Annotated in this window: 27 protein-coding genes; 15 read left to right on the forward strand and 12 right to left on the reverse strand. The window is 72.1% G+C overall.

The genetic code is table 11. The annotated features are described in order from the left end of the window. Positions 1 to 28 precede the first annotated feature (28 nt). Positions 29 to 571, reverse strand: a complete 543-nt coding sequence (locus ABZX11_RS11430; RefSeq protein WP_354912183.1) for a TetR/AcrR family transcriptional regulator — start codon at positions 569 to 571, stop codon at positions 29 to 31. A gap of 63 nt (positions 572 to 634) precedes the next feature. Here ABZX11_RS11430 and ABZX11_RS11435 point away from each other — a divergent pair, with 63 nt between their 5' ends. Next, a complete protein-coding gene (locus tag ABZX11_RS11435; RefSeq protein WP_354912185.1) occupies positions 635 to 1,564 on the forward strand; it encodes an SDR family NAD(P)-dependent oxidoreductase in 930 nt (309 codons plus the stop codon). A gap of 72 nt (positions 1,565 to 1,636) precedes the next feature. Here ABZX11_RS11435 and ABZX11_RS11440 read toward each other — a convergent pair whose 3' ends face one another. Beyond that, positions 1,637 to 2,440: a hypothetical protein gene (locus tag ABZX11_RS11440; protein WP_354912188.1), complete on the reverse strand. Its 804-nt coding sequence runs from the start codon at positions 2,438 to 2,440 to the stop codon at positions 1,637 to 1,639. Positions 2,441 to 2,536: 96 nt separating this feature from the next. Beyond that, positions 2,537 to 3,127, reverse strand: coding sequence for a TetR family transcriptional regulator (locus tag ABZX11_RS11445; protein WP_354912191.1), 591 nt, complete (start codon positions 3,125 to 3,127; stop codon positions 2,537 to 2,539). 97 nt (positions 3,128 to 3,224) lie between these two features. On the opposite strand from ABZX11_RS11445, the gene ABZX11_RS11450 reads away from it, so the two are divergent. Further along, positions 3,225 to 4,271: an NAD(P)-dependent alcohol dehydrogenase gene (locus ABZX11_RS11450; RefSeq protein ID WP_354912194.1), complete on the forward strand. Its 1,047-nt coding sequence runs from the start codon at positions 3,225 to 3,227 to the stop codon at positions 4,269 to 4,271. A 3-nt stretch (positions 4,272 to 4,274) separates the two neighbouring features. Here ABZX11_RS11450 and ABZX11_RS11455 read toward each other — a convergent pair whose 3' ends face one another. The 3 genes from ABZX11_RS11455 to ABZX11_RS11465 form a co-directional block, all read right to left on the reverse strand. Then, a complete protein-coding gene (locus ABZX11_RS11455) occupies positions 4,275 to 5,261 on the reverse strand; it encodes a hypothetical protein (RefSeq protein ID WP_354912196.1) in 987 nt (328 codons plus the stop codon). Further along, positions 5,258 to 6,097, reverse strand: coding sequence for a helix-turn-helix transcriptional regulator (locus tag ABZX11_RS11460; protein WP_354912199.1), 840 nt, complete (start codon positions 6,095 to 6,097; stop codon positions 5,258 to 5,260). The genes ABZX11_RS11455 and ABZX11_RS11460 overlap by 4 nt, the downstream gene beginning before the upstream one ends. A gap of 122 nt (positions 6,098 to 6,219) precedes the next feature. Then, a complete protein-coding gene (locus tag ABZX11_RS11465) occupies positions 6,220 to 6,552 on the reverse strand; it encodes a helix-turn-helix domain-containing protein (RefSeq protein WP_354912202.1) in 333 nt (110 codons plus the stop codon). Between the two features lie 946 nt (positions 6,553 to 7,498). Between ABZX11_RS11465 and ABZX11_RS11470 the strand changes: the two genes are divergently transcribed. The 4 genes from ABZX11_RS11470 (at position 7,499) to ABZX11_RS11485 (ending at position 11,415) form a co-directional block, all read left to right on the forward strand. Beyond that, positions 7,499 to 8,683 carry an ANTAR domain-containing protein gene (locus ABZX11_RS11470; RefSeq protein ID WP_354912205.1) on the forward strand — a complete coding sequence of 395 codons (1,185 nt, stop codon included), beginning with the start codon at positions 7,499 to 7,501 and terminating at the stop codon, positions 8,681 to 8,683. 215 nt (positions 8,684 to 8,898) lie between these two features. Next, on the forward strand, positions 8,899 to 9,987 hold the full coding sequence (locus ABZX11_RS11475) for an ANTAR domain-containing protein (protein WP_354912208.1): 1,089 nt from the start codon (positions 8,899 to 8,901) through the stop codon (positions 9,985 to 9,987). Between the two features lie 129 nt (positions 9,988 to 10,116). Then, positions 10,117 to 10,899 carry an ATP-binding protein gene (locus ABZX11_RS11480; protein WP_354912211.1) on the forward strand — a complete coding sequence of 261 codons (783 nt, stop codon included), beginning with the start codon at positions 10,117 to 10,119 and terminating at the stop codon, positions 10,897 to 10,899. Positions 10,900 to 11,031: 132 nt separating this feature from the next. After that, the gene (locus ABZX11_RS11485) at positions 11,032 to 11,415 is read left to right on the forward strand and encodes an STAS domain-containing protein (RefSeq protein WP_354912214.1); all 384 of its coding nucleotides are present in this window, start codon (positions 11,032 to 11,034) and stop codon (positions 11,413 to 11,415) included. A 5-nt stretch (positions 11,416 to 11,420) separates the two neighbouring features. Here the strand turns inward: ABZX11_RS11485 and ABZX11_RS11490 are convergent, their stop codons facing one another. Then, entirely contained in the window at positions 11,421 to 12,164 is a 744-nt protein-coding gene (locus ABZX11_RS11490) for an ATP-binding protein (protein ID WP_354912217.1), read from the reverse strand. Between the two features lie 375 nt (positions 12,165 to 12,539). Between ABZX11_RS11490 and ABZX11_RS11495 the strand changes: the two genes are divergently transcribed. From ABZX11_RS11495 to ABZX11_RS11510, 4 genes are all read left to right on the forward strand, one after another. Continuing rightward, complete coding sequence (locus ABZX11_RS11495) at positions 12,540 to 12,953, forward strand: STAS domain-containing protein (RefSeq protein ID WP_354912220.1); 414 nt, start codon at positions 12,540 to 12,542, stop codon at positions 12,951 to 12,953. A 283-nt stretch (positions 12,954 to 13,236) separates the two neighbouring features. Continuing rightward, positions 13,237 to 13,647, forward strand: a complete 411-nt coding sequence (locus ABZX11_RS11500; protein WP_354912223.1) for an STAS domain-containing protein — start codon at positions 13,237 to 13,239, stop codon at positions 13,645 to 13,647. A gap of 106 nt (positions 13,648 to 13,753) precedes the next feature. Next, positions 13,754 to 14,167, forward strand: coding sequence for an ATP-binding protein (locus ABZX11_RS11505; protein WP_354912226.1), 414 nt, complete (start codon positions 13,754 to 13,756; stop codon positions 14,165 to 14,167). 51 nt (positions 14,168 to 14,218) lie between these two features. Next, positions 14,219 to 14,632 carry a YkvA family protein gene (locus ABZX11_RS11510; protein ID WP_354912228.1) on the forward strand — a complete coding sequence of 138 codons (414 nt, stop codon included), beginning with the start codon at positions 14,219 to 14,221 and terminating at the stop codon, positions 14,630 to 14,632. A 2-nt stretch (positions 14,633 to 14,634) separates the two neighbouring features. On the opposite strand, the gene ABZX11_RS11515 is transcribed toward ABZX11_RS11510, so the two are convergent. The 3 genes from ABZX11_RS11515 to ABZX11_RS11525 all read right to left on the reverse strand — a co-directional run bounded on the left by ABZX11_RS11515 (position 14,635) and on the right by ABZX11_RS11525 (position 17,865). Next, a complete protein-coding gene (locus ABZX11_RS11515; protein WP_354912231.1) occupies positions 14,635 to 15,693 on the reverse strand; it encodes a ParB/Srx family N-terminal domain-containing protein in 1,059 nt (352 codons plus the stop codon). Positions 15,694 to 15,806: 113 nt separating this feature from the next. Further along, positions 15,807 to 16,793: an RNA polymerase subunit sigma-70 gene (locus tag ABZX11_RS11520; RefSeq protein ID WP_354912234.1), complete on the reverse strand. Its 987-nt coding sequence runs from the start codon at positions 16,791 to 16,793 to the stop codon at positions 15,807 to 15,809. Positions 16,794 to 16,872: 79 nt separating this feature from the next. Further along, positions 16,873 to 17,865, reverse strand: coding sequence for a zinc-binding dehydrogenase (locus ABZX11_RS11525; RefSeq protein ID WP_354912237.1), 993 nt, complete (start codon positions 17,863 to 17,865; stop codon positions 16,873 to 16,875). A 192-nt stretch (positions 17,866 to 18,057) separates the two neighbouring features. Between ABZX11_RS11525 and ABZX11_RS11530 the strand changes: the two genes are divergently transcribed. Beyond that, positions 18,058 to 18,435 (forward strand): hypothetical protein, encoded by a 378-nt coding sequence (locus tag ABZX11_RS11530; RefSeq protein ID WP_176170481.1) that lies wholly within the window; start codon positions 18,058 to 18,060, stop codon positions 18,433 to 18,435. On the opposite strand, the gene ABZX11_RS11535 is transcribed toward ABZX11_RS11530, so the two are convergent. Together ABZX11_RS11535 and ABZX11_RS11540 are read right to left on the reverse strand one after the other, a co-directional pair. Then, positions 18,419 to 19,756, reverse strand: coding sequence for a DUF2254 domain-containing protein (locus ABZX11_RS11535; protein WP_354912240.1), 1,338 nt, complete (start codon positions 19,754 to 19,756; stop codon positions 18,419 to 18,421). The two genes, ABZX11_RS11530 and ABZX11_RS11535, sit on opposite strands and share 17 nt — an antisense overlap. A gap of 201 nt (positions 19,757 to 19,957) precedes the next feature. Further along, positions 19,958 to 21,316, reverse strand: a complete 1,359-nt coding sequence (locus ABZX11_RS11540; RefSeq protein ID WP_354912243.1) for a PHB depolymerase family esterase — start codon at positions 21,314 to 21,316, stop codon at positions 19,958 to 19,960. A 347-nt stretch (positions 21,317 to 21,663) separates the two neighbouring features. Between ABZX11_RS11540 and ABZX11_RS11545 the strand changes: the two genes are divergently transcribed. The 4 genes from ABZX11_RS11545 (at position 21,664) to ABZX11_RS11560 (ending at position 24,347) form a co-directional block, all read left to right on the forward strand. Then, complete coding sequence (locus ABZX11_RS11545) at positions 21,664 to 22,095, forward strand: hypothetical protein (protein ID WP_176170483.1); 432 nt, start codon at positions 21,664 to 21,666, stop codon at positions 22,093 to 22,095. Continuing rightward, a complete protein-coding gene (locus ABZX11_RS11550; protein WP_354912247.1) occupies positions 22,088 to 23,287 on the forward strand; it encodes a PPE domain-containing protein in 1,200 nt (399 codons plus the stop codon). The genes ABZX11_RS11545 and ABZX11_RS11550 overlap by 8 nt, the downstream gene beginning before the upstream one ends. Then, positions 23,284 to 23,571: a DUF6507 family protein gene (locus tag ABZX11_RS11555; RefSeq protein WP_354912250.1), complete on the forward strand. Its 288-nt coding sequence runs from the start codon at positions 23,284 to 23,286 to the stop codon at positions 23,569 to 23,571. The genes ABZX11_RS11550 and ABZX11_RS11555 overlap by 4 nt, the downstream gene beginning before the upstream one ends. Before the next feature lie 83 nt (positions 23,572 to 23,654). Beyond that, entirely contained in the window at positions 23,655 to 24,347 is a 693-nt protein-coding gene (locus ABZX11_RS11560) for a hypothetical protein (RefSeq protein ID WP_354912252.1), read from the forward strand. The last annotated feature ends 15 nt before the right edge of the window (positions 24,348 to 24,362 follow it).

A 24,362-nucleotide genomic window follows, 5' to 3' on the forward strand; every position in this document is an offset into this window, starting at 1 on the left:
GCACCGAACGCACTGTTTGCGCGGAAGCTCAGCGCACGAGGAGGCCGATGGCGGTGGCCAGCCGGCCGAGGTACTCCTCCCGGGTCTCCACCTGGTGCTTCAACCCGACCGACGCGCTGATCAACGTCTGCGCGACACCGGTTGCCGCCTCGCCGCCCACCGCGGCGACGACGAGTTCTTCGAAACGCTCCGGCGCCGTGCGGGTGATCGGCCCCAGCAGGTCCGGGTTCTGTTCGATCACCTCCGGGACGTCCCGGCTCATCGGCCCGACGTAACGGCCGGCCCACCGGTCGAACGCGCCGAGCAGCCGCTCCCGCAACGGCTTTCCGGGGTCGGCGAGGATCTCCTCGGCCGCGGCGAGGTCCTGCTCGATCGCCCGGGTGGCCGCCGTCCGGAACAGGTCCTCTTTGGACGCGAACAGGAAGTACAGCCCCGGCCGGGAAATCCGGGCCGCGCGCGCGACCTCCTCCATGGAGGTCTTCCGGTAGCCGTGCCGGGCGAACGTCAGCAGTGCCGACTCGAGCACCGCCTCCCGGCGGCCGGCCTCGGCCGGAGCTTCGGAAACGCTCATCCGGCCACTCTACGGCCTCTACCCTCACTATACAAGTTTTGTTCAGTCTGTATAGTCGGCCACGTGACCACTCCCCCGCTCATGACCACCCCGTTCAATGCGGCCAGCACCGCGGACGACGTCCTGGCCGGTGTCGACCTCACCGGCGTCCGCGCGATCGTCACCGGGGCGTCGTCCGGGATCGGCGCGGAAACGGCGCGGGCGCTGGCCGCCGCGGGAGCCGAGGTGACCCCGGCCGTCCGGAACCCCGCCGCCGCGGGACCCCGTGCCGTCCGGCTCGACCTCGCCGACCCGGAGTCCGTCCGCCGGTTCACGCGCGAGTGGGAGGGGCCCTTGCACCTGCTGGTGAACAACGCGGGCATCGTCACCGGCGGGCCGGCCTACACCGCAGGGGGTTGGGAACTGCAGTTCGCCACGAACCACCTCGGCCACTTCGCACTGGCCACGGGTCTGCACGCGGCCCTCGCCCGCGGCGCCGCCGACCGCGGCGAGGCCCGGATCGTCTCGGTCAGCTCCACCGCCCACATGCGTGCCGGCGTGGACTTCGCCGACCTGCACTTCAGAAACCGCGCATACGACCCTCAACTCGCTTACGCACAATCGAAAACGGCGAACTCGTTGTTCGCGGTGGAAGCAACCCGCCGCTGGGCGGCCGACGGAATCTACGCCAACGCGGTCAACCCTGGCGGAGTCGCCACCGGACTGCAGCGAAACTTCACGCCGGCCCAGAAGGAATCCCTGGCCGCGGCCGAAGCAGCGGGAATCTTCACCTACAAGACGGTCGAACAGGGAGCGGCCACGAGCATCGTCGCGGCGGTCGCACCGCAGTTCGCCCACACGGGTGGCCACTACCTCGACGACGGCCGGGAAGCGTACCGGGTGCCGGATGACGCCGAACTCGCCGACCACCCGCACGGGGTGAAGGAATGGGCCCTCGACCCGGCTACCGCAGAACGCCTCTGGACGGTGTCGGCGGACCTGACCAGAGCCTGACCGCAGCCTGACCGCAGCGCGGACCGCGGCCGGTTCGCGTGGCACGGCGGAATACTCCGGCAAGCGAAACGTTCACGACACCGTGGCGGTGGGTGGCGAGGTGAGACGCCGCAGGAGCGCCCGCACTGCCTTCGCCCGCGCGAATTCCGCCGGTGTGAACGGCAGCTGCGGCCTGCGCACCACGAGATCACCGTCGAGATCCGCCAGCCGCATCACCGTTCCGTCGATGCCTTCACCAGCACCCTTCCCACGGCGCCCCCACGGTTTCCTCTCGACGTCGCACTCGCCCAACACCGCCAGGAGAAGCTGCACCGGATCCGGTTCCCGCGCGGCCGCGATCGTCAGCACGCGGGTCGGCAGGTCGACGAACTCGTGCACGTCCGCCGGGACGACGCGGACGTCTCGGCCACCTCCCAGTTCGATGACCGTGGCGATGTCCGCGGCCGTGGCCGCTTTCGGTGCGCGGACGAAGAACTCGTCCACCACGCCGCCCGGGACCGCCAGTACCTGCAGCGAAATGATGTCGTAGCGGTGGGCCGCCAGTGCGGCCGTCACGCCCGCCAAGCTGCCCGGCACGTCACGCATCGTGGCGCGCACCCGCCACGCCACCCCGGCCCGCAGCGGATCAGCGCCGCCGCCCGGCTCCCGTTGCGCCCGTGGGCGGTGGGTCCACCACCGCCGCCACGCCGCGGTGACGACCATGAGCCCGCCCAGCGCGAACAGCAGGACCGGTCCGACGCGGTTGTGGGACAACGTGCTGACGAACAGATCGGCCACGCCGGTGGCCACGAACAGCGCCGCCAGCTCGATCAGCTCGCGGCTCATCGAGCCCCTCGCCCGCTGGGCGGTCTTCGGCGGTACCTCGGCTTCGCTCATGCAGCCAGCATCGGCCGCTCGCTTTACCTCCGGTCTCGCCCTCCTGTCACGATCCAGTTAACCGGACGAGCGCCGGATCGAGGCGGCGCAGGTCGATCACGGGGCCGTCATCACCGCTCGCCGCACGGTCTCCCGCAGCAGGGCGCGGCGTTCGTCGTGCCGCTCCCGGGGCTCGTCCGCGGTCGCCGCGTAGACGTTGCTGACCGGCGACCACGCCATCGACATGGCGATGACCACCGCCAGCACGTCGAACGGGTCGCCGGGCCGCACGAGCCCCTCGGCCTGCGCCGCGGCGATCGCGCGCAGCTTTTCGTCGTCGAGCCGGTCGGCGTCCGCGACCAGGTGACCGGCCGGGCGCCGTTCCAGGCGGGCCCACGTGGCCAAGCGGATCAGGTCGGGGCGGCGCAGGTACTCGTCGTAGAGGCGCACGGCCCAGTCCGCGAGGTCGGTGGCGTCGATCGGGACGACGTTCACGATCCGCTCCAGCGAAGCGAAGAAGATCGCGTCGAACAGCCCGTCCTTGTTGCCGAAGTACGCGTAGAGCTGCGCCTTGTTGGTCCGGGCCGCGCTCACGATGCGTTCGATGCGGGCGCCCGCGATCCCGTACTCGGCGAACTCCCGGGTCGCCGCCTCGAGGATGCGGTCGCGAGTCGCCGTGCCGCGAGCGGTCGTGGGGTGGTCGGCCATCGGGCGACCCTACCAAACAGAACGGTTGGTTTGCTTTCTCCCGAAGCCGTCGCTACGGTGAAATAGACCGAACAGTCTGTTTGCTGGAGGAGAAGTCATGCGGATGACCACGGCCTGGGGAACCGACGGCGGTGCCGCGGTGCTGCGGCAGGTGCGCCTGCACCGCCGGGACCTGCGCCCGGACGACATCGCGGTCCGGGTGGACTACTGCGGCGTCTGCCACACCGACGTCCACTCCCTCGACGCGCACACCGGTGGCCTGCTCGTCCCGGGGCACGAGTTCACGGGCGTCGTGACGGACGTGGGCTCGGAGGTCACGCGGTTCACCGTCGGAGACCCGGTCGCCGTCGGCAACATCGTCGACTCGTGCGGGGCCTGCGTCATGTGCGAAGCCGGCCAGGAGAACTTCTGCCGGGAGTTCCCCACCCTGACCTACGGCGGCACCGACCGCCGCGACGGCTCGACGACCGCGGGCGGGTACGCCCGCGAGTACGTCGTCCGCGACCGGTTCGCCTACCGCTTGCCCGCCGGGCTCGACCCGGCGGCCGCCGCGCCCCTCCTCTGCGCCGGGATCACCGTGTGGGAACCGTTGCGCAGCCTGGAAGCAGGCAAGGGCACGCGGGTCGCGGTGGCCGGCCTCGGCGGTCTCGGGCACCTCGCGGTCAAGTTCGCCGTCGCGCTCGGCGCGGAAACGACCGTCATCAGCCGGACGGCGGGCAAGGCCGCCGACGCCCGCCGGCTGGGCGCCGAGGACGTCGTCGTGTCCACGGACGCGGAGCAGCTGGCCGCCGCCCGGGACCGGTTCGACGTGGTGATCGACACGATCTCCGCACCGCACGACCTCGGTCCCTACCTCGGCCTGGTCGCCGTGGACGGCATCCTCAGCCGGCTGGGTCACCTCGGACCCGTCACGGTCGACACGATGGACCTGCTGGTGGGCCGCAAGAAGCTGACCTCGGCCGGCAGCGGCGGCCGCCCCGCGACCGCCGCCATGCTGGACTTCTGCGCCGAGCACGGCATCACCGCCGACGTCGAAGTGCTCCCGTCGGCGCAGGTGAACGAAGCCCTCGATCGGTTGCGGCGCAACGATGTCCGCTACCGCTTCGTGCTCGACCTGTCCGATCTGCCGGAGTCGCCGGACTGACCGTCAGCGCCGCAGCCGCGCGAGCAGGAGGTCCGGGTTGTCACCGGCCAGGTTGGCGCCGTTGGTGACGTGGACCCGGTTCCCCCGCACGACGACGGCGGTGGTCCCTTCCATGCCGTCGTCCGCGTCGAGCAGGGTCTCCTGGGCGCCGTCCGGCCCGACGCGCACGAGCTTGCTGCTCTGGTTGATCGCGGCGAGGATCTCGGTGCCCCGGCCGGTGAAGTCGAAGTCGTCGATGCCGGCCAGTCCCGTGGCCCGGACCCGGGCCGGGCCGGCGCCGCCGCCCGCCACCACCGGGACGCGGACGAGGGTGCCGCGGTCGGAGTTGCTCGCCCACACGGCGCCGTCGTGGACTTTCAGGCCGTTGGCACCGAAGAAGCCATCGGGCGCCAGGGCCGGGTCCGCCGACCACACCGACGCCGCGCCGCCGCGCAGCGGGGCCTGCCAGATGCGGCCGCCGGTGGAATCCGTGACCAGGAACCGGTCCCGCTCGCCGTCGATGACCAGGGCGTTCGGCATCGTGTCGGCGGGCAGCGGCACGACGAGCCGGGGCGCACCGGCGCGCACCTGCCAGATCCCGGTCAGCCCGCCCTCCCCCGCGGAGTAGAGGAAGTACACGTCGCCGCGGTCCGACCGGGCGACCCCGGTGACCACGGGTATCCCGACGACCGGGGTGGTTCCGCCACCGCCGGGCGGCAACGGCATCGTCACGAGCACCCGCACTGCCCCGTCCGGCGCCACCCGGACCACTTGGCGGGCGGGGATCATGCCGATGACCACACCTCCCCCGGGTTCCACGGCGATGCTCTCGGCCGCCTGGCCCGCTGACCGGTCGAAGCGGGCGACGACCCGCACCTCACCCAGGTGGGTGCGGTGCGCCGCCAGGGCATTCGGAGCGGTGGCGCCCGCGGCGAGCAGGGCGAGGCCGAGCGCGGCGGTGAGCCGCCGCAGAGGAGACACGGCTTCCTCCGGCCGGGCGTGCCCGGTCACGAGGTGAACTGCTTTCGGCCGAGCACGGCCAGCAGTTCCAGCCGGGAGGCGGCCGCGGTGCCCGGCGCCGGTGAGAACACGATCAGGCGCTGGTCCTGCCGGTCGGTGGCCAGGACGTCGAAGTCGAGCTCGACGAGGCCGACCGCGGGGTGCAGGATGCGCTTGCGGTCGCTGCGCCGGACCGCGACGTCGTGCCGGTCCCAGAGGACGGCGAACTCCGCGCTCTCCCCGCGCAAGGCCTCGACCAGCAGTGCCGCCGCGGGATCGGCGGGACGGGCCGCGAGGGTCGCCCGCAGGTCGTCCACCTGCGCCCGGCTTTCGTGCTCGTGGTCCTCGGCGGGGTACCGCCCGCGCAGGTCCGGACCGGTGAACCACCGGTAGGTGCAGCTGCGGGCGAGACCACGGAACCGCGTGTGCTCCCCCAGCAGCGCATCGGCCATCGGGTTCTGCGCGAGCACGACGTTCAGATCGGAGGCGACCAGGGCGGGCAAGCCCTCCAGCCCGTCCAGCAGCCGCAGGAGGCCGCGGCTGACGTGCTCGTCACCGCCGGCGCGGGGCGGCGCGTGGTGACCGGCGAGGCGGAAGAGGTGGTCGCGTTCGTCGATCGCCAGCCGCAGTGCCCGGACCAGCGCGGTGAGCAGCGCGACGGACGGCTGCGGGCCGCGTCCCTGCTCGAGCCGGGCGTAGTAGTCCGCTGACATGCCGGCGAGCTGGGCGACCTCGCAGCGCCGCAGCCCGGGTGTCCGGCGCCGGGCACCGGCCGGCAGCCCGACGTTCTCCGGCCGCAGCAGCGCGCGCCGGCGCCGGAGGAAGTCCGCGAGTTCGTTCCGTTCCACCGATCCAGCATGATCTTCGGGCTCGGGGCCAACCAGGACTTGCCGATACCACCTTGCCCGGGCGAAAGTGCGTCTCCGGGCGTTCCCCGGTGTACCGCCGTGAGGGCGGCACACCCACGGCGTCAGTCGGCGGGCTGGGAACGGGAGTTCTGCTGCCTGGCTTCGTGCAGCTGGTCTTCGAGCGACACGATGCGGCACGCGGCGTCGATGGCGGTGCCCTCGTCGACCAGCGCCCGCACGCGGGCGGCGATCCGCAGCTGGTGGCGGGAGTACCGGCGGTGCCCGCCGGCGGACCGCTGCGGGGTGATCAGCCCGGCTTCGTCGAGGCTGCGCAGGAATCCTTGCGTGGCGCCGAGCAGGTCGGCGGCCCGGCCCATCGTGTAGGCGGGGTAGTGCTCGTCGTCGAACTTGTCGGCCGCACCGGGCGCAGCCGGTCTTGGTCGGTCAGGAATCATTCCACCTCCGCATCACAGAGGACCCCGGGCGCCACTGCGGCACCCGGGGTCCTCGAAGGTAGGGATTTTCACCATTGTCAGCCGACGCGACCGCCGGCGTTCTGCACCCGCTTCCGGCCGGGAACCGGCCCTCGCGGGGATCGCTCATTCGTGACCGAGCACCACCTCCGAACTCGATGGGACTGCGGCACCCGCGCGGCACTACTCCGCCGCCGCGGGCGATCCAATGATGTTCCCGTTCCCTTCTCTCCGGTACTTCCCACTTACTCGGTACTGCTGCTCAACTTCGCGGGCAGTTTCGTCCTCTCCCGCGCCTGTATGACCTTTTCTCTCTCACTACGAGCAGAAGATTACACCCGCCTGTCATCGAATGTCTACTCCGGCCAGAGGAGATTTTCTGCCACGGACGGGTGCGGCCAAGACGACAACCCTCCGCGCCCTCCGTTCACCCGAACGTGTGGCGACAGCCCTCTGCGGCTTCCGCCACTGGCCACGCCGGTGATCCGGGGAGCAGAATGGCGGCAAGTCGCCAGGCAGTGGCCCTCAGGCCCGAGTTCCGGAGGCCAGGTCCGTGGCGGTTCAGACCAGAGCCACCGCAGACCGCCCACCGGACCCGACGGGGTGAACGGCGGCAGACCGACGCCGGAACGCGTACCGCACGCCCGGGCGCCCGTCCCCGCCGGCCGCACCGGCCGCCCGGCACGCGCGTCGATGAAGTTCACCGCCCGCCGCAACGCCGCCGGCGCCACCTACCCCGGCCCCGCCGGGATGGCCGGTCATCTCACGGCGAACAGCACCACCCCGCCGGAGAGGGACCGGCCGCTTCGCCCGGCACCGCCGCGACCTCCGGACACCTGGGACCGGTTGCGGAGGCCTGTCCGGCGGGCCGAGGTTTCGCCGTTCGCGAATCCGGGTAGGCGTGTAGTTCCGGCGTCAGGAGATACGCGTGGACCGAGCTGAGCGCGGGGTGCGGACTCCGCTGTGGTCGGCCGAAGCCGTTCCCGCCGGCGAGCGGCCGGTCATCGTCGTGACCGGTGAGCTGGACCTGAACGCCGGACCCGGGTTCGGCGACCGGGTGCGGGACCTGGCCGCCGGCGTCCCGGACCCCGTGCTCGACCTCAGCCGGGTCACCGTGCTGACCGCGCCCGGCGTCCGGCAGCTGCACGCCGTGGCCGACGCCCTGGCGGCCGACGGCCGGTGCCTGCGGGTGGTGACCGGCGCCGGCACCGTGCTGCGGGTCCTGCGCGCCGCACAGGCCACCGACGTGCTCGACACCTACGTGACGCTGGAAGCGGCGGAGAAGGCCTTGCGCAGCCTCGCCCCGGACGGACCGGCGGAGCTCGACCGGCTGCGGCAGGAACTCGCCGACCTGCGCACGAAGCTCGCCACGCGGCCGGTCATCGCGCGGGCACTGGGCATGGTGCAGGAGCGTTACCGGCTGGCCGACATGGACGAGGCGTTCCGGCTGCTGCGGTACGCCTCGCGCCACCACAACATCAAGCTGCTCGTCCTGGCGAAAGCGCTCGTGGAACTGCCTCGCCCGCGCGACCGGACCTGGCTCATCGGCCCGTTGCAGCGCCCGGCGCCGCCGTTGCGCTTCGACGGCGACCGGCCCGGGAAGACTCCGGCCACCGTCCTGGAACTGCTGCTGCACGCCACGCTGGACTGCACCGGCGCGGCGGCGGGGTACGCGCAGCTACCGGGGGATACCGACACCGGGTTGCGCCTGGCCGCCTGCCACGGGCTCGGCGCGGAGTTCGCCGAAGCGTTCGCCCACCTCGAAGGCGAGCAGTCGACGTGCACGGCCGCCTTGGTCAGGGGCGCGACCGTGACCAGCGCTCCCATCGCCCGTGACCCGCTGTACGACCGGCCGGCCACCCGCCGCGTCCTGCTCGGCGCCGGGTTCGCCACGGCCCGCAGCATCCCGCTCCAGCACCGCACCGCGGGCTGCGCCGGCGTGCTGACCACGCTGCACGAGGCCCCGGGTCCGGCCCTCCGCGGTCCGGAGTGGGACCGGGTGCACGAGCTCTGCCGGGAGGCCGGCGCCTGGTTGCACTGGTACCGCCGGCACGAAGTGCTCACGGCCCTGCAGCACCTCCACGCCCGGGTGACGACGGGGCAGCTCGGCTGAACCACAGCGCCCTTCCGGCGGGCCCGGTGAACCGGTCGATCCCGTGCGTCGCGGCCCAGCGCACGATGTCCACTGCGGCCGGCACGCCGATTTCCGGCTCTCGCAACGAGTTCCGGTAGTGCTGACCGGACTTCGGGGGCCGGCCGCCTCATCGCCGGATTACGAACGCGCCATGCCGGGTATCCGGCCCCTTTACCAGGATGGGCAGGTGAACCATGAGTACCGGAGCCGAGGTCGTGGCAATGGACGCCGAGCAGGCCCTCCTCCTGCGGGTGAGCGGGACGCTCGGCGCCGAAACGGCGCAGGCGACAATGGGCAAGCTGCTCGACGCGACCGTCACCCTCCCATCGCCGCACCTCGTGGTGCTCGACCTGCGGAACGTGGACTTCCTGTCCGCCGCCGGGGTCCGGGCCCTCGGCGAGTTCGCGGCCCGCCGCGCGCAGGACGGCGTCCACGCGGCGGTCCTGCTCGACCCCGGCGCGCTCAACGCCACGATCCTGCACCGCAGCCTGCCCGCAGGCGCACTCCCGGTGCACGCCAGCGTCGAAGCGGCCCTCGCCGCCGCCCCGGCCCCGACCGGCGAACGGCACCTCGGCGAACAGCTGGCGGAGCTCACCCGGATCCTGCTGGACGCCACCAGCGTCGGCCAGGCCATGCAGCACGTGGTCGCGGCGACGACGATCGTCGTGCCGCACGCCCGTCTGGTCAGCATCACCCTGCGCGACCCCGGCGGGCGCTACTTCACCCCGGTCGAAATCCCCGACATCGCGGCGGACCTCGACGGCGTCCAGTACCGCACCGGATCCGGGCCCTGCCTCGACGCCGCCCACCCCGGCGGCCCCGCCTACGCCCTCGAGCAGGACCTCGCCCGGACCTCGGCCTGGCCCCAGTTCGCCGCGGTCGCCACCGCCCACGGCCTCGGCGCCGTGCTCTCCACCGCCCTGCTGCCCACCCGGCGCGCGGGACTCGGCGGCGCCCTCAACATCTACGCCCACCGGGGCGGCATCACCGAAACCGACCGCCACCGCGCCCTGCTCATGGCCACCCACGCATCGCTGGCCCTCCAAGAAGCCCGCGGCGCCGAGATCGCCGACCTCGAACGCACCCACCTCCGCCGCGCGATCGCCTCCCGCGACGTGATCGGGCAGGCCAAGGGCATCCTGATGGCACGCCAGGGCATCGACGCCGACGCCGCCTTCCACCTGCTGCGCCGCGCCTCCCAGGACCTCAACGTCAAACTGGCCGACATCGCCGCCACCCTCGTCCGCAAGCACACCACGCTCGCGCCCGTCGAAAGTGAGTGACGCCGCGGATCAGAACGCACGCATAGTCGGGCTGGAACCGGCTATTCTGGATCGGACGAAGACGACGACGTGCCACTCCCCTGGCGTCCCGCTGCGGCCGGATCGGACGGCTGCGGAAAGGCGAGGGTCATGGCTGAAGTGCAGCTGGAACTGATCCGGCGGGAGTGTTCGACGGTGCTCACCCTGACCGGCACCCTCGACCTGGGCTCCCACTCCGCCGTGCGCGACGGCCTGCTCAAGGCCGCCACCGAGGCACCGGACGGCCTGATCGCCGACGTCTCCGGGCTCGGCTTCGCCCACGACGCGCAGCTGAGCGTCTTCGCCCTCGTGGCCATGCGGCTGGGCGACTGGCCGGGCATCCCGCTCGCGCTCGTCACCGAGCGGCCGGAACAGCACGCGCTGCTCGCCCGGTTGCCGATGGCCCGCTACGCACCGGTGCACCGGAACGCGGCCGAAGCCGAGCGCGGATTCAGCGATCCGGAGCGCCGGCGGGTGGTCCGGAGCTTCCCCCGCTCCGAGAAGACCCCCGGTCTCGCCCGCGACTTCGTCACCGAAATGTGCGAAGCGTGGAGCATTCCCGAACTGATCGACAACGCTCTCGTGCTCGTCACCGAACTGGTGGAAAACGCTCTTCAGCACACCGGCTCCTGCCCCGAGGTCCGCGTCGACCTCCGCCGGGGCATCTGCACGATCGCCGTCGCCGACGACGATCCGCGGCCGGCCGAGCTGCACGAGCGGTACACGCCGACAGAACCCGGGCTGGGCCTCAAACTCGTGGCCCAGTTCGCCCGGGCCTGGGGCTGCGGCCGGACGTGGGCGGGCGGCAAGGTCGTCTGGGCCACCCTGCTCGCGCCTCGGACCGTCGCCGGAATGACCGGCACCCGTCCCGGAGAAGAGCCCCGGTTCCCCTGAAACGGTGAGGCGGGCATTCGTCGGCTCCGATTCACTTCTTCGCCGGACGAGAATCGCCTATGGTGAGCCATTCGGTTCAAGCACGAGCTGTCTCACATTCCTCGAGGCCGTTCGACGGAATTGGAGCGTTCCATGCCGCAGAAGAGTCCTTCCGGCGCCCCGCTTGCCGCCGCGGTCGCGGTGCCGTTCGACGCTCGGATCACCGAAGACGAGCCCGGTGTGGTGACCGTGGCGGTGTCCGGGGAACTGGATCTGGCGACCAGTCCCGAATTGCGGGCCAAGGTTCGTGAAGTGCTGACGGCCCGGCCGTGGCGCCTGACGATCGACCTGACCGCGGTCACGTTCTGCGGCTCGTCCGGACTGCGCACCCTGCTCGCCCTGACCACGGCGGCCGGTGAGGCGGGTACCCGCCTGAAGCTCCGGCCGACCGCGGCGATCGCCCGCTTGCTCGCGATCACTTGCTTGGACAGCGTTTTGCCGCTCACCGAGCCCGCTGCGAAGAACACGCGGAACTAGCGCGGTCAGGACTCCGTGCGTTCGGACTTCAAGACCGCCCACACGATCTTCCCGCCGGACCAGCGGTGGCTGCTCCCCCACGCGCGCGCGGCGTCGGCCACGATGCGCAGCCCCAGGCCCGGCTCGCGGATGTCGGCCCGCTCGATGAGCACCGCGGGCCGGTCGCTGTCGTCGGCCACGGACACCGACAGCAGCCGGCGGCGCAGGTCGAGCCGGATGTCGGGGTCGGACGTGGTGTGCTCGAGGACGTTGCGGACCAGCTCGCCGGCCACCAGCGTGCCGGCGTCGATGAATTCCGGCACCTGCCACTGCAGGGCGTGGTCCCGCACGAACGTCCGGGCCAGCGTCGTCGCGTCGTCGACGCGCGGCAGGACCCGGCGCGCCGTGCACCGGATCGGTGTCTTCTGCGCGGTTTCCGCCGCGGCGACATCCGGGTGAACCGGGACGAACCGCTCGATTCCGTGGCGGTGGAAGGCGTCGAGCTGCTGCGGCTGCCGGGTGACCACGGCGAACGGGATGCCCGGCCACTCCGCGATCCGCTTCGCGACGAACGGGAACACCGTCGACGGCGACAGTTCACCGATCGCCAAGGCGTCGAGATCGGCGACCAGGCGCGGCGGGCCGTCCGCCGCGACCTTGAGCAACCCGTCGCGGAGAAAGCCGTAGCCGGCCAGGTCGAGGGCACCGGACACCGTCACCAAGGCGCTCGCCGGTCGCTTGCTCACCTCGAGCGCGACCCCGATCTCCACTGCGCCTCCGTCTCGCCGCGGGCCGCCGGCGGGACGCAGGGGGCCGGAAGTCCGCGCTGGCCGGCACCGACGCCCCCGATGACCCGACGCTAGCCCACCGGACCACCTCCGGCCAAGGTCGGAGGTGCCATTGCCCCGCACCCGTGACATCGAAGGCGGTACCTACGAGGGCCGACCGGGGCAGGGTGCCGCAAAGGCCCGCCGCGAAGCTTTTCCTGGCTTTGATCAACGGATCCGCTCCCCTGACAGCGTTTTGCGCCACCCCCGATCGGGTAGTCCAAGCCGACGACCTCCATACCTGACTCAGGGACGGTGTGGCACCATGACCCACGACTTCGCGACGAGCGCCGGCGCCAGACCGAAGGAGTGGCGGCCATGACCGGGCCCAGCCGGCACGAACGGCTCGATGTGGTGCAGTCGCACCGCGACTCCCACGGCGTCGTCCTCGTGCTCTACGGCGACCTCGACGCGGGCACGGCCCTCAAGCTCGAACAGGCCGCCGCCCAGCTGTTCAACACCACATACCCGCCAGAAGTGCTGTTCCTGGACCTGTCCGGGCTGTCCTTCCTGTCCGTCGGCGGGGCGCGCGCGATCCTCGCCGTGCACGAAAGCGCCGGCATGTCGCGCGTGCGGGTGGTCACCGGGGACCGGCCCGCCGTCCGGGAGTTCCTGCACGCCACCCGGTTCGACGCGGTCCTGGACTGCTACCGCACCCGGATGGGCGCGATCGCCGCGGGCAGCCGTTCCGAGTTCATGAGCCGCGTCAAGACCATCTGGGAAGCCGGCTGACGAGGCTCAGCCCAGGTCTGCCGGTCGAGCAGGACTTCCCGGTCGCCCGGCCCGCCGAGTTCGGGGAAGCGCTGCTCCCGGCCATCGCCGAAATCCAGGCCGAGACGTGATTGAGTTCCCGGCAACCTGGGCAGTACCCGTTCGGTCTGGAACACGCTTCGGGCGTTCCAGGCCGCGGTTGAAACCACCAGCCGCCCCCGAACCGGTCCGGCCTGCCCACCCCGCGGGCCGCCACCGCGGGAGGCGCGGCGTACCAACCCTCTCGCACCGACGAGAGGTCCCCATGCCCAGCACCGTCACGAGCCACCACCGCGACATCGAAACGGGCCGGCACGCGCGCACCCGCATCACCGTGACCACCACCGCGGACGCGACGGCGGTGACGGTGACCGGCGACCTCGACCTGGCCACCTCACCGCGTCTGCGAGACAGACTGGACGACGAACTGAAGCTCCGGCCCCGCGCGCTGATCATCGACCTCGACGCGGTCGGCTTCTGCTCCTCCGGCGGCCTGTCGGTCCTGCTCGAAGCCGTCACCAACGCCCACGCCCGCGGCATCCCGTGCGCGATCATCGCCACGCAGCGCGCGATCATCCGGCCGGTCAAGCTGCTGCAGCTGGACCGCGTCCTGCCCCTGCACAGCGACCGCGCCGAAGCGGAAACCTGGCTGGCGCTGGTGGCCCGGCTCCGCTGACCCGGAAGCGAAATCACGCGCATGGCCCGCCCGGCCACCGGGTAATCCCCGCGACATCGGCTCCACGGAACGCGTGCGGCCGCGATCAGGAAGAGGTCCCGCCCCGATGCCGACCGAACAGCAGACGACCGACGTCGACGACTCGTTGCGCGTCATCGCCCTCGAGGTCGCCGACGACCTCGCCGAGCTGGCCAGGGTGCGCGCCTGGGCCGGCCGGCTGCTGCAGGACCTGCCCGAAGTCCAGCGAGCCGACGCGCTGCTGGTGGTCGACGAGCTGACGTCGAACGCGCTCCGGCACGGAAAGCCACCCCGTCAGGTCCGGCTCCTGCGCAAACGCGACTGGCTGTCCGTCGAAGTCGACGACACGTGCGTCGACCCCGCCTGCCCCCGCCCGGCCGCGGTCGACGGCGGGCACGGGCTCAAGCTGGTCAACGCGATGAGCGTGTCGTGGGGTCAGTGGCAACGTCCGACCGGGAAGACGGTGTGGGCCGAGATCGACCTCAGCCGCGCCGCCGGCTGAGGAGGCCGCCCTGCACGCCGAAGCACCCCGGCTGCCGACGGTGGGCGAGCGATGACCGGGTGGGACCTGCTCATCGGCCTGGCCGCCGCGTTGCTGCTGGCCTGGCTGGTGCTCGTCGCGGCGCTGCTGGTGGTCCGGCCGCGCGGCGGGCTCCTGCGGGAAGCACTGCGGCTGCTGCCCGACGTCCTGCGCCTCATCCGGCGCCTGGCCGCCGACAGAACCCTCCCCCGCGGCGTCCGCGTCCGGCTCGGGCTGCTGCTGGCCTACCTCGCCCTGCCCGTCGACCTCGTGCCGGACTTCATCCCCGTCCTCGGCTACGCCGACGACGCCATCATCGTCACCGCCGTCCTGCGCAGCGTCGTCCGCCGCGCCGGACTCGAGGCCGTCCGCGCCTACTGGCCCGGCACCGACGACGGCTTCGCCGCCCTGACCCGGCTCACCGGCCTGCACGAGGCGGCCCCTTGAGCTCACCCGAGGCCGTGGACCTTCTTGTACTCCAAGGCGTAGGCGAGCTTGCCGGGCTTGGCGTCGGTGTAGGGCTTGCTCAGCTTGCCGAACTCGCCCTTGGCCTCGGCCGCGCCGTCGTTCCAGGCGTCGAGGGCGTCGAGGTCCGCGGCCGTGAAACCGCTGTCCACCACGGAGTCCTTGGGCAACGCGACCATCGCCTTGGTGACCGACTGGACCGTCGCCAGGTAGCTGGCCAGGTCGCCGGGGTGCCACGTGCTCAGGTCGACCGGTTCGGCGTCGCGCAGCCAGGCGCCCCAGTAGAACTCCTGGAACGGCAGGGTGTTCTGCGTGTACCCGATGTCGCGGCCGAAGTAGAGCAGGCCGCGGAACCGGTCGTCGCCGAAGTTGTGCAGCCCGACGGATTTCGGGAGCTTGTTCACGGTGATCGGGTTGCCGTCCGCGTCACGCAGCCACACCCACTTGTGCTCCTGCATCCGCGCCCAGAAGTCCCGGCGGGTCAGCGTGCTGTAGTTCGCCAGCACCCGCAGGCGGACGTGCAGGTTCAGGCCGCCGTCGGGGGTTTCGGCGAAGGAAGTCAGCGTGTGGTGCCCGTCGGTCAGGAACGGCTCCCCGCAGGGCCCGATCACGACCGTCTTCATCGCCGCCACGCTGTCCGCCGTCTCCGCGCCGACCGCCAGCTGGCAGGTGAACGACGAGGGGTCGTCCAGGCGAGCCCCGGGCGACACCGACGCCGCGGCGATCCGGCCGTCGGCCTCGCACCAGTCGTCGAACTTCTTGTTGACCGCGTCCTTGCCGAGCGTGTAGCGGCCCAGCTTGTAGTAGACCTCGTCGTAGCCCAGTGACGGCTGCGTCGGATGCACGTCCCCGATCCGCACGTCGAGCAGGTCGCCGGCCCGGGCGCACAGGTACCCGGCGTTCGGCGTCGACCGGTGGTCGTGGCCGCAGAACGACGGTCGGCCGCCCGGGGCGGCGGTGGCCGCCGGGCTCAGCAACGCGGCACCGGCGGCCGCCGCGACGACGACGGTGAAGAACCGGCCGAACTTGGCGCGACTGCGCATTTCCACCCCAGGGCGTGCGACGGACATCGGCGAGATCCTGCGTTGCCCCAGGGAACACCGTCCGACCTCCAGGTGTCCATCCTCCGACACCGCCGTGAACGGACAACCTCGGATCAGGCCGCGAGCCGCCCCGGGAACCCGAACGTGCCGACCAGCGCCGGATCGTGGAATTCGACCACGCGGGAGATGCCGGTGGCGGTCGGCGTCAACACCACGATGCCGTGCGCCCGGAGCACGCCGCCGGTGTCCCGGTGGTACACCGCGGCGGCCGGCTGGCCGTTGGCGGTCGTGGCGCTCATGCGCCAGTCGCCCGGCTTGCCCAGGACATACGTGTCGAGCAGGTGCAGGCACCGCACCCGCCCGGAATACCACTGGCGGAACGGTGTCGCCTCCAGCGTGGCGTCGGCGCGCAGCACCCGCTCCAGCAGGACGGCGTCGGAGCGTTCGAACGCGGCGACATAACCCTCGAGCAGCGCCCGTGCCCGCTGGTCGGCCGGTTCGAGCAGGTCCTCGGGCGACGGTTCGAGCTCGGCCAGGCGCGCGCGAGCGCGCTGCAGACCGCTCTTGACCGCCGCCGTGGTCGTCCCCAGGATCCGGGCCGTTTCGGGCGCGGTGAACGCCAGCACGTCGCGCAGGATCAGCATCGCGCGCTGCCGTGCCGGCAACTGCTGCAGGCTGACGACGAGCGCGAGCCGGAGTGACTCGCGCGCGACCACGGTCGCCGCCGGATCGGCGACCCAGTGGTCCGGCACCGGTTCCAGCCAGGACACCTCCCCCGGCGCGGCCGGGACCGGCGGGCGATCGGGTCCGTCGTGGGGACCGGCCAGGCCCGAGGGCAGCACCCGGTTCCGCCGCGGCTCCAACGCGGTCAGGCAGACGTTGGTGGCGATGGCGTAGAGCCAGGACCGGACCGAGGACCGGCCCTCGAAGCCGGCGTAGGACCGCCACGCGCGCAGGTAGGTCTCCTGCACCAGATCCTCCGCGTCGTGCGCCGAACCCGACATGCGGTAGCAGTGCGCCAGCAGCTCCCGGCGGAACCCCGCGGTCTCGGCCTCGAACCGGTCTTGGTCGCGCGCCGTCGCGGATCGTCTGCCTGCCATGCGTTGCTCCTCGTTCCCGTGGGTCGACGTCATCCTCCGGTATGACCGGCACTCCACGGAAAAGGAATCGACGCGCGGGTCAGGGCAGCAGCGCCAGCTTGCCCGTGGTCGTCCGGGCGGCCAGTTCCGCGAGGGCCGCGGGCCCGTCGGCCAGCGCGTAGGTGACCGGGCGCGCGGGGGCGAGCACCCCGGCGGCGACGAGTGCGGACAGCTCGCCCATGAGCTCACCGAACATCCCGGGCGCGCTCCGGATCAGCGTGCCGATGTTGAGCCCGATGACCTGCACCGGGTACCGGTACACCAGCTCCCAGTTGGTCAGGGAGGCTTCCCCGCCGGCCAGGCCGTAGACAACGACCCGGCCGGTCACCGGCTTGGCCGCGGCCAGGCTCGCCGCGAAGCCCGGGCCACCCACCGACTCCAGCACCAGGTCGACGCCGGCACCGCCGGTCAGGGGCAAGACGTCGGCGGCGAGGTGACCTCCGCGCGAGTCCAGGACGTGGTCGGCCCCCAGCGCCCGCACGGTGTCGTGCTTGCCCGTCGACGCGGTCCCGATGACGGTCGCGCCGTAGTGCTTGGCCAGGGTCACCGCGGCCTGGCCGGTCGCGCCGGCCGCGGCATGGACCAGCACGGTCTGCCCGGCTGCCACCCGGCCGAGCGGCTTGAGGGCGGCGAGCGCGGTCGGCCGGTTCACGACCAGGCCCAGTGCCTGCTCGGCACTCCAGCCCGCCGGCACCGGCATCGCGGCAGCGGCGGGAAGGACGAAGTACTCGGCGAAGGCCCCCTCGCCGACACCGGCCACGCGCGTCCCCGGTGGCAGGCCGGTCACCGCCTCGCCCACCGCCACGACCTCCCCGGCCGCCTCGAAACCCGCCCGGTACGGCGGCTGCGGGCCATTCCCGAAGGTGCCGCAGGCTCGGGAGAGATCGGCGAAGTTGACCCCGGCGGCCAGGACCCGGACCAGCACCTCGCCCCGGCCGGGCACCGGCACGGGCGCGTCGGTGATCAGGCGCATGTCCTGCGGGCCATCGAGGGAGGTCTGCTGCAACGCGCGCATCGTGGCGGGAAAGTTCACGGCTGTCGGCTCTCATTCCGGGACGGCCGCCTTGGTGGGCCGTCGGGGTCCACAGGAAGACCCCGGGGAACCCGGAAAGGAATCGGCTGCGATCAGCAGCGCTGTCGGACCGGCCGCGGCGATACGGTACGACGTCCGGGTGAACCTTCGGCCGCCGAGTTGCATATCCCGAACGGTCGGCGGTTCACAGCCGTGGCCATCGAACCCAGCAGGCGAAGATCCGACGACGAAGGCACCACGCACAACAGCCATTTCCGGCGCACCGCGGCGTGGATCGGCGGTATTGTCGGCGCCGCCCAGATGATCGTCTTCACCTTCCCGGTGGCAGTCGCGTCGTGGCGTCGAGAGCCGTGGGTCATGGACCTGGTCGATCACCACTTCCCGGCCATCATCGGGCTTCCCGCCGCCGCGGTGGCGTCGTTCCTGATCATCACGGCGTTCGAATCGAGGTTCGACAAGATCAAGATGAAGATCGGCAACCTGATCGAGTTCAGCGGGGCGTCCGGACCGATCGTCCTGTGGGTTCTCTGTTTCTGCGCAATGGCCTCGTGCATCAGAATCGTCTGGTGACGCGGGCGCCGTTGCCCGTCCTCCCGTCCGCCGCGGAATTCGCCGAATGCTCCTCGATCGGCCGAGGCCGGGTGCTCAGATCGGCTCCGGAACCCACACCCTGAACGTCAGGCGCGAGCACGGCATCCCGATCGGGCCCGTCGAATCGGTGCTCGACCGCCGCGGTGAGCAGCTCCACCTGCCGGTCGAGCGGCGGATGCCGTTCCGGTGGTGCGACAGTCTTGAGGTCCTGCAGCGCGGCGAAGATCCGGCGTGGGATCTGCGGCGACGCGGCGCCGGCGAGCCGGAGCTCGTCGAAGGCGAGGCGGACGTAGCCGTCCCAGCCGAGGACGCGCTCGATGAGCCGGACGTCGCCGTGGTCGTCGTGGTGCCGTCCGGTCGGGAACGTCCGGGTGGCGAGCTGGCGGAGGCCGTCGTGCAGGCGGTGGATGACCATGACCGCCGTGGTCGGATCGGTGAACGGCTGGGCGATGCTGCGTTCGGCGATGTCGACGAGCTTGCGGAAGCCGTACGCGGGGTCGTCACCGTGCGTGCGTTCGGCGGCCAGGACGACGTACCCGGCGAGCTGCGCGTGATCCGGCCCGGCAGCGGTCCCGTGAATCCGGAACAGAGGCGCGCCGGCGGGCACGAAGTCACCCATCATGGGAACCAGTTCGAGCACGCAGCCGGCGTCGCGAGCGGCGGCGACCAAGGCTCGGCGGTCGAGGTCGACCACGCTCCCGGCGCCGGGGCAGACGACGACGTCGCGCGGGGCTGGCGCGGGGTCGTCGTCGGCGTAGAGCCGGTCGATCTGTTCGTGGAGGTGGTCCCCGACCAGGTCGATCAGGCCGGCGGCCCGCAACGAGTTCCCCGAGTGGTGCATGTAGACGAACAAGGTGACGATGCTGGCCAGCATCAGCAGGTAGGCCACCAGGACCGTCAGGCCGGGCACGGTACCGCCGCCCGCGACGTCCAGCTCGCGCAGCGCCAGGATGGCGAAGGTGAAGGTCGAGGCGAACAGGCCGTAGGCGAGCTGGCTGGCCCGGTCCTGGAGCAGGGCCCGCACGATCCGCGGCGAGAACTGCCCCATGGCCAGCTGCACGGCCACCGTGGTGATGGTCAGCACGAGCGTGGTCAGGGTGACCATGGCCGACGCGATCGTGCTGAGGATGGTGGACACCGCGTCCGGTTTGCCGGTGATGGCGGTCGGGACGAGGCGGTCGCCGAACGCCCGGTCGATTGCCACGGTGATCAGGGACAGCGCGATCGAAGCGAGCACGCAGAGCAGCGGAACGATCCAGAGCTCGCCTCGGAGACGGTGCCGGGTGCGCAGCGACAGCATGGTCGGTTCCCTCTCGGTCGGCAGAACGGGCTTCGACCGGAAGGCCTACCCGTGCCGGAGTGGGATAACCCCGAACGGAGGACACGCTTCTTGGTAGCCGGGCCGGAGGCTTCGGCGCCGTTGGCCGTTCCGGCGCCGGGCGCGTCCCCGAACAGTCCAGTTCGGACACACGGGATCGTGCCGTCGGAACTGCTGCCGTTGTCACCGCGTGGCGGTGGTCGAGGCCGGGCCGCTCCACTTCTGGTTCTGGCCGCCGTTGCACGTGCCCAGCCGGACGGCGGTCCCGTTGGCCGTCGAGCCGGCCGCGGCCTCCAGGCAGAGCCCGGACTGGGTGCCGGTGATCGTGCCGTCGGCGTTGGTCCGCCACTTCTGGTTGGTCCCGCCGTGGCACGCCCAGATGATCACCGCCGTGCCCGGGCTGGTGGCACCGCCCTCGGCGTCGAGGCAGCGCAGCGTGTCTCCGGAGTAGACGGTCAGCTCGGTGGCGTCCGTCGCCGTCCACGTCTGGTTCGTCCCGCCGTTGCAGTCCCACAGCTGCAACCGGGTGCCCTGCGTCGTCGACCGGGCCGGGACGTCGAGGCAGCGCCCGGCGGCGACCGAGCGCACCGGACCGCTGCGGCTTCCGGTGCTGCCGCCGCTGTCGAGGCCGAGGAAGGAGATCGCGTACGCGAGCATCCCGGCCTGCGGCAGCGTGTGCCCGGTGCCCGCGATGACGACGCCTTCCACGGTGGCGCGGGTGCCGATGTCGCCGTAGCGGGTCCGCGTCCAGGACGACTGGGGGTGGTCGGTGAAGGACGGCGTCGTGGTCAGCGAGTGCAGGGCGGTCCACTGCTTCAGCTCTTCACCGAAGTTGCGGTACGCCAGGGTGGTGTCCTGGTCGCCGTGCCACAGCTGCATCCGCGGGTAGGCGCCGGTGTAACCGGGGTACATGGCGTGAGCCTGGTCGGCCCACTGCTGCGCCGTCTTGACGATGTTCCCGCCGGAGCACTGGCTGTTCCACAGCGAGCCGTCCGTGGTCGCGAAGCAGCCGGCGGGCACGCCGGAGAACGCGGCCCCGGCGGAGAAGACGTCCGGGTATTCGGCCGCCAGGACGTTGGTCATCATGGCCCCCGAGGAGAACCCGCTGACCACGATGCGGCCCGGGTCCACGTTGTAGCGCTGGCGCGCCCAGGCCACCATCGACATGATGCCGGTGGAGTCGCTGCCGCCGTTGCGGGTCAGGCCCGCCTTCGTCGACACGTCGAAGCAGTGCCCGTCGCGGGTGGCCTCGGGCACGACGATGACGTAGCCGTACCGGTCGGCCGCCGTCACGTAGTCGTGGCCGTTGCCGTTGAAGATCGCGCCCGCCGAGCCACTGCAGTAGTGCACCAGCAAGAGCAGGGCCGGCTTCGCCGCCACCGTGTCGGGCACGTACACGTACATGCCGAGGTTGGTGGGGTTCGCGCCGAAGTCGGTGACCCTGGTCAGGGTGGCGGCCGCGGCGGACCCGGTGTTCAGGAACGTGACCGCCAGCGGCAGCATCAGGACCAGCGCCAGCAGGCCGCGGATCAGCCGTTTCATCATTTTCCTCCGCCGTCGTCGCCGGATGCGCTGCTTCAGGAATGCGGCTGCTCCGCGCCGTGAATCGGTCCGATTGCCGAACCGGAGAGACGTCATTCACGATAAGAGCGGGCGACGAGCAGGTCAATGATCACCCGATTCGCCGATGAAAGTTACTTTTCGGCCCGATTCCGAAGTGCCCGATTCGGCGTTGTCAAGGATTATCGGAAAATGCCGCGGACGATTCCGGTCCCCGTCGTATCCGCCCGTGCAGCTTTCCTGTCCGTCCGTGCACCCGGGTGGGTCGCTCTTCTCAACGCGGCGGGCATTGGCCAGGATGGACACCCTGGGCGGCGAGGAGGACCTTGATGGCGACGGTGCGGAACGAGGCCGACGCGCGGCGGCAGCTGCGCGCCGAGCGGCAGCGCGAGACGGACGAGCTGGTCGTCACGGGGCCGGTGACCACCGTGAGCGCCGGCCGCATCGAACTCCACTACGACGGGGTCGAGGGCCTCAAGAAGGCGATCGACGAGCGCTACGACGAGCTGAGCCGTCACCTCGAGACGGCCCGCGTCCTCGACACCGACCTGGCCGACGGCAAGGGCCCGGTCGCGCACTGGATGCGCCGGTCGTTCGCGGTGCGCGGCGGCGCCGAGGCCGGCGGGGTCCAGGCCGCGCTGCAGTCCTACCTGGCCGAGCTGGCAACGCTGCGGCAGACGCTCGAGACGGTCGTGACGATGCACCAGGGCAACGACGCAGAGGCCGCCGCGGGCCTGCCGACGGGGGACGTCGATGCCTGAGTTCCACTCGACGCACCACGCCCCGACCGCGCGGCAGCGGGCGAAGGCCCGTCGTGTCCGCCGCGAAAAGGCCGTCAACGACCGCGAAGCCACGTTCGGCCGGATCAACTGGGACAGCTACGAGCACCGTGAGCTGTGGGACATGGTGCAGTCGGCCGTCCCGGCGAAACTCGACCAGCACGCGGCCTGGTGGAAAGAGGTGGCCGCCGGCGTCAGCGCCGCGACCGACGAGGTGTCGGCGCTGGTCGGGAAGCTGAAGGAGTCGTGGCAGGGGCCGTCGGCGGACCAGGCCGTGGCCTCGGTGGATCGGCTGACCGGCTGGGCGGCGACGGTGGGGGAGAACGCCCACCGCGTCGGCTCCGGCCTCGACGAGTACACGTCGGTGGTCAGCGAAGCCCGGCACCGGATGCCCGAGCCGGTGCACTACTGGGCCGAGCGGTGGTTCCGGCAGGGGTACGCGGTGAAGCGGCTCGACGGCCCCGAGGGGACGTACATGCTGGACCAGCTGCTCGACGACAAGCTGCCGACGAAGAAGGAAGCCGCCGACGCCAAGGCCGCGGCCGTCCGGGTGATGGAGCAGTACGAGAGCGCCAGCCACGAGGTCCGCCACCGCCTGCCCCCGGAGTTCGACACGGCCCCGCCGGTGACCACCGGCTCCGGACCGCGGCCACCGGTGACCCACGACCCGGCTCCTCCGGTCGCCCACGACCCGGGCCCGCCTTCGGTCCCCCACGAGCCAGGGCCGCCGGACCGGCCTGGCACCGGACCGGACGACTCGACGTCGACGGCGTCCGCGCTGCCGCCCACGTTCACCGGCGCCGGGGTCCCGGGCGTGCTCGACGGGGTCATCGGAGCCGCCGGGCCCGCCGGCTCCGGTTCCGGCTGGGGTCCCGGCTTCACCGGTGTTCCGGTGGCCGGAATACCGGGTTCCGGGACACCGGGTACCGGGACACCCGGCTCCGGGACGCCCGGCGAAGGCGGCCGAGCGGGGGCGGGCCGGTTCGGGGCCGGGACGTCGGGCTTCGGCCCGGGCGGGACGAACGGCCGCGGCGCACCGGGCGGGTACGGCATGTACCCGCCGGGCCAGGGCCCCCGGCGCGAGGAGGACACCGAGCACCGCGACAAGTACGCGAAGGGCTACGACCTGCTCGACGACCTCCCGCCGGCGTATCCCCCGGTGTTCGGCGAATGACCGGCTTCCACGCGGACCCGTCGGCCCTCGACGCGTTGGCGCGGCGCTTGGCGGACACCGCGGACGAGTACCGTTCGGCCGCGGACTCCCTGGAGCCACCGGAAGACCTCGGACCGGGCCCGGTCCCGGCGGCGCTCACCGCGCTGACCGCCACGTGGTCGGGCAGGATCCGGGCGGTGGAGCAGAACTTCGCCGACGCGGCGGCCGGAGTCCGGAAGGCCGCGCAGGCGTACCGCGCCACGGACACCGCGGCGGCCGAGGAGCTGGGCCGGGCCGATGACTGACCGGATCCCCGAACCCGGCGCCCCCGCAAACCGCCATCCGGCCCACGTGCCCGGCCGCGATCCCGGCCGACGGGACCGCACCCATGGCTGAGTTCCGCGGCCTCGGCTTCGACCCCGCCCCCGGCCACCCCGACTCCGTGGCCGAAGCCGCCCGTCGCTGCGCCGCCGTCGCAACCAGCCTCGCGGAAATCCCCACCCCCGCCACGATCCCCGAGTGGGCCGGCCGGTCCGCGCAAGCCCTCGCGGACCGCGCCGGACGCGCCGCCGCCGGTCTCTCCGCCACCCGCGAAGCCCTTCGCGCCGCCTCCGAAGTCCTCGAAAGCTGGGCCGGCACCCTCCTCGCGAACCGCCGCCGGGCCGAGGACCTCGACCGCCGGGCGACGAATGCGCGCCGAGCCGTCGCCAGTGCGCGCGACGATGTCGAACAAGCCGAAACCGAAGCCCAGTTCTCCCCCGTCACCCAGCCGAACCTCGCCGCCGCCCGCAGCCGGCTCGCGGACCGCCAGGACGAGCTCGATCGCGTCCTCACCGAAGCTCGCGACCTGGAACGTGCCCACCACGTCGAAGCGACCCGCGTCGCCGAGCGGCTGACCGCCCTCGGCGACGGCGGCCCCTCGCCGGAAACACCCGACCTCGCCGGAATCGCCACCCACCTGGAGACCTTCTCGGCCGTCGGGCGCGAGCTGGGCGCGATCGTCGCGAAGACGCCCGCCGTGCCGGTCACGCCGCCGACGGGGGCCGTCGGTGCCTTCGCCGCCGCACTGGGTGGCCGGTGAAACTCCCCGCCGTTC

This window comes from Amycolatopsis sp. NPDC004169 (assembly GCF_040610315.1).
Lineage (GTDB): Bacteria > Actinomycetota > Actinomycetes > Mycobacteriales > Pseudonocardiaceae > Amycolatopsis.

What these genes read in the sequence shown, in the direction of transcription:
- ABZX11_RS11520 (WP_354912234.1), bottom strand. Translation starts at nt 16,793, where the DNA reads ATGGCAGGCAGACGATCCGCGACGGCGCGCGACCAAGACCGGTTCGAG.
- ABZX11_RS11485 (WP_354912214.1), top strand. Translation starts at nt 11,032, where the DNA reads ATGCCGCAGAAGAGTCCTTCCGGCGCCCCGCTTGCCGCCGCGGTCGCG.
- ABZX11_RS11535 (WP_354912240.1), bottom strand. Translation starts at nt 19,756, where the DNA reads ATGCTGTCGCTGCGCACCCGGCACCGTCTCCGAGGCGAGCTCTGGATC.
- ABZX11_RS11440 (WP_354912188.1), bottom strand. Translation starts at nt 2,440, where the DNA reads ATGAGCGAAGCCGAGGTACCGCCGAAGACCGCCCAGCGGGCGAGGGGC.
- ABZX11_RS11515 (WP_354912231.1), bottom strand. Translation starts at nt 15,693, where the DNA reads ATGCGCAGTCGCGCCAAGTTCGGCCGGTTCTTCACCGTCGTCGTCGCG.
- ABZX11_RS11445 (WP_354912191.1), bottom strand. Translation starts at nt 3,127, where the DNA reads ATGGCCGACCACCCCACGACCGCTCGCGGCACGGCGACTCGCGACCGC.
- ABZX11_RS11500 (WP_354912223.1), top strand. Translation starts at nt 13,237, where the DNA reads ATGCCCAGCACCGTCACGAGCCACCACCGCGACATCGAAACGGGCCGG.
- ABZX11_RS11475 (WP_354912208.1), top strand. Translation starts at nt 8,899, where the DNA reads ATGAGTACCGGAGCCGAGGTCGTGGCAATGGACGCCGAGCAGGCCCTC.
- ABZX11_RS11480 (WP_354912211.1), top strand. Translation starts at nt 10,117, where the DNA reads ATGGCTGAAGTGCAGCTGGAACTGATCCGGCGGGAGTGTTCGACGGTG.
- ABZX11_RS11495 (WP_354912220.1), top strand. Translation starts at nt 12,540, where the DNA reads ATGACCGGGCCCAGCCGGCACGAACGGCTCGATGTGGTGCAGTCGCAC.
- ABZX11_RS11505 (WP_354912226.1), top strand. Translation starts at nt 13,754, where the DNA reads ATGCCGACCGAACAGCAGACGACCGACGTCGACGACTCGTTGCGCGTC.
- ABZX11_RS11545 (WP_176170483.1), top strand. Translation starts at nt 21,664, where the DNA reads ATGGCGACGGTGCGGAACGAGGCCGACGCGCGGCGGCAGCTGCGCGCC.
- ABZX11_RS11465 (WP_354912202.1), bottom strand. Translation starts at nt 6,552, where the DNA reads ATGATTCCTGACCGACCAAGACCGGCTGCGCCCGGTGCGGCCGACAAG.
- ABZX11_RS11430 (WP_354912183.1), bottom strand. Translation starts at nt 571, where the DNA reads ATGAGCGTTTCCGAAGCTCCGGCCGAGGCCGGCCGCCGGGAGGCGGTG.
- ABZX11_RS11450 (WP_354912194.1), top strand. Translation starts at nt 3,225, where the DNA reads ATGCGGATGACCACGGCCTGGGGAACCGACGGCGGTGCCGCGGTGCTG.
- ABZX11_RS11555 (WP_354912250.1), top strand. Translation starts at nt 23,284, where the DNA reads ATGACCGGCTTCCACGCGGACCCGTCGGCCCTCGACGCGTTGGCGCGG.
- ABZX11_RS11560 (WP_354912252.1), top strand. Translation starts at nt 23,655, where the DNA reads ATGGCTGAGTTCCGCGGCCTCGGCTTCGACCCCGCCCCCGGCCACCCC.
- ABZX11_RS11510 (WP_354912228.1), top strand. Translation starts at nt 14,219, where the DNA reads ATGACCGGGTGGGACCTGCTCATCGGCCTGGCCGCCGCGTTGCTGCTG.
- ABZX11_RS11550 (WP_354912247.1), top strand. Translation starts at nt 22,088, where the DNA reads ATGCCTGAGTTCCACTCGACGCACCACGCCCCGACCGCGCGGCAGCGG.
- ABZX11_RS11540 (WP_354912243.1), bottom strand. Translation starts at nt 21,316, where the DNA reads ATGAAACGGCTGATCCGCGGCCTGCTGGCGCTGGTCCTGATGCTGCCG.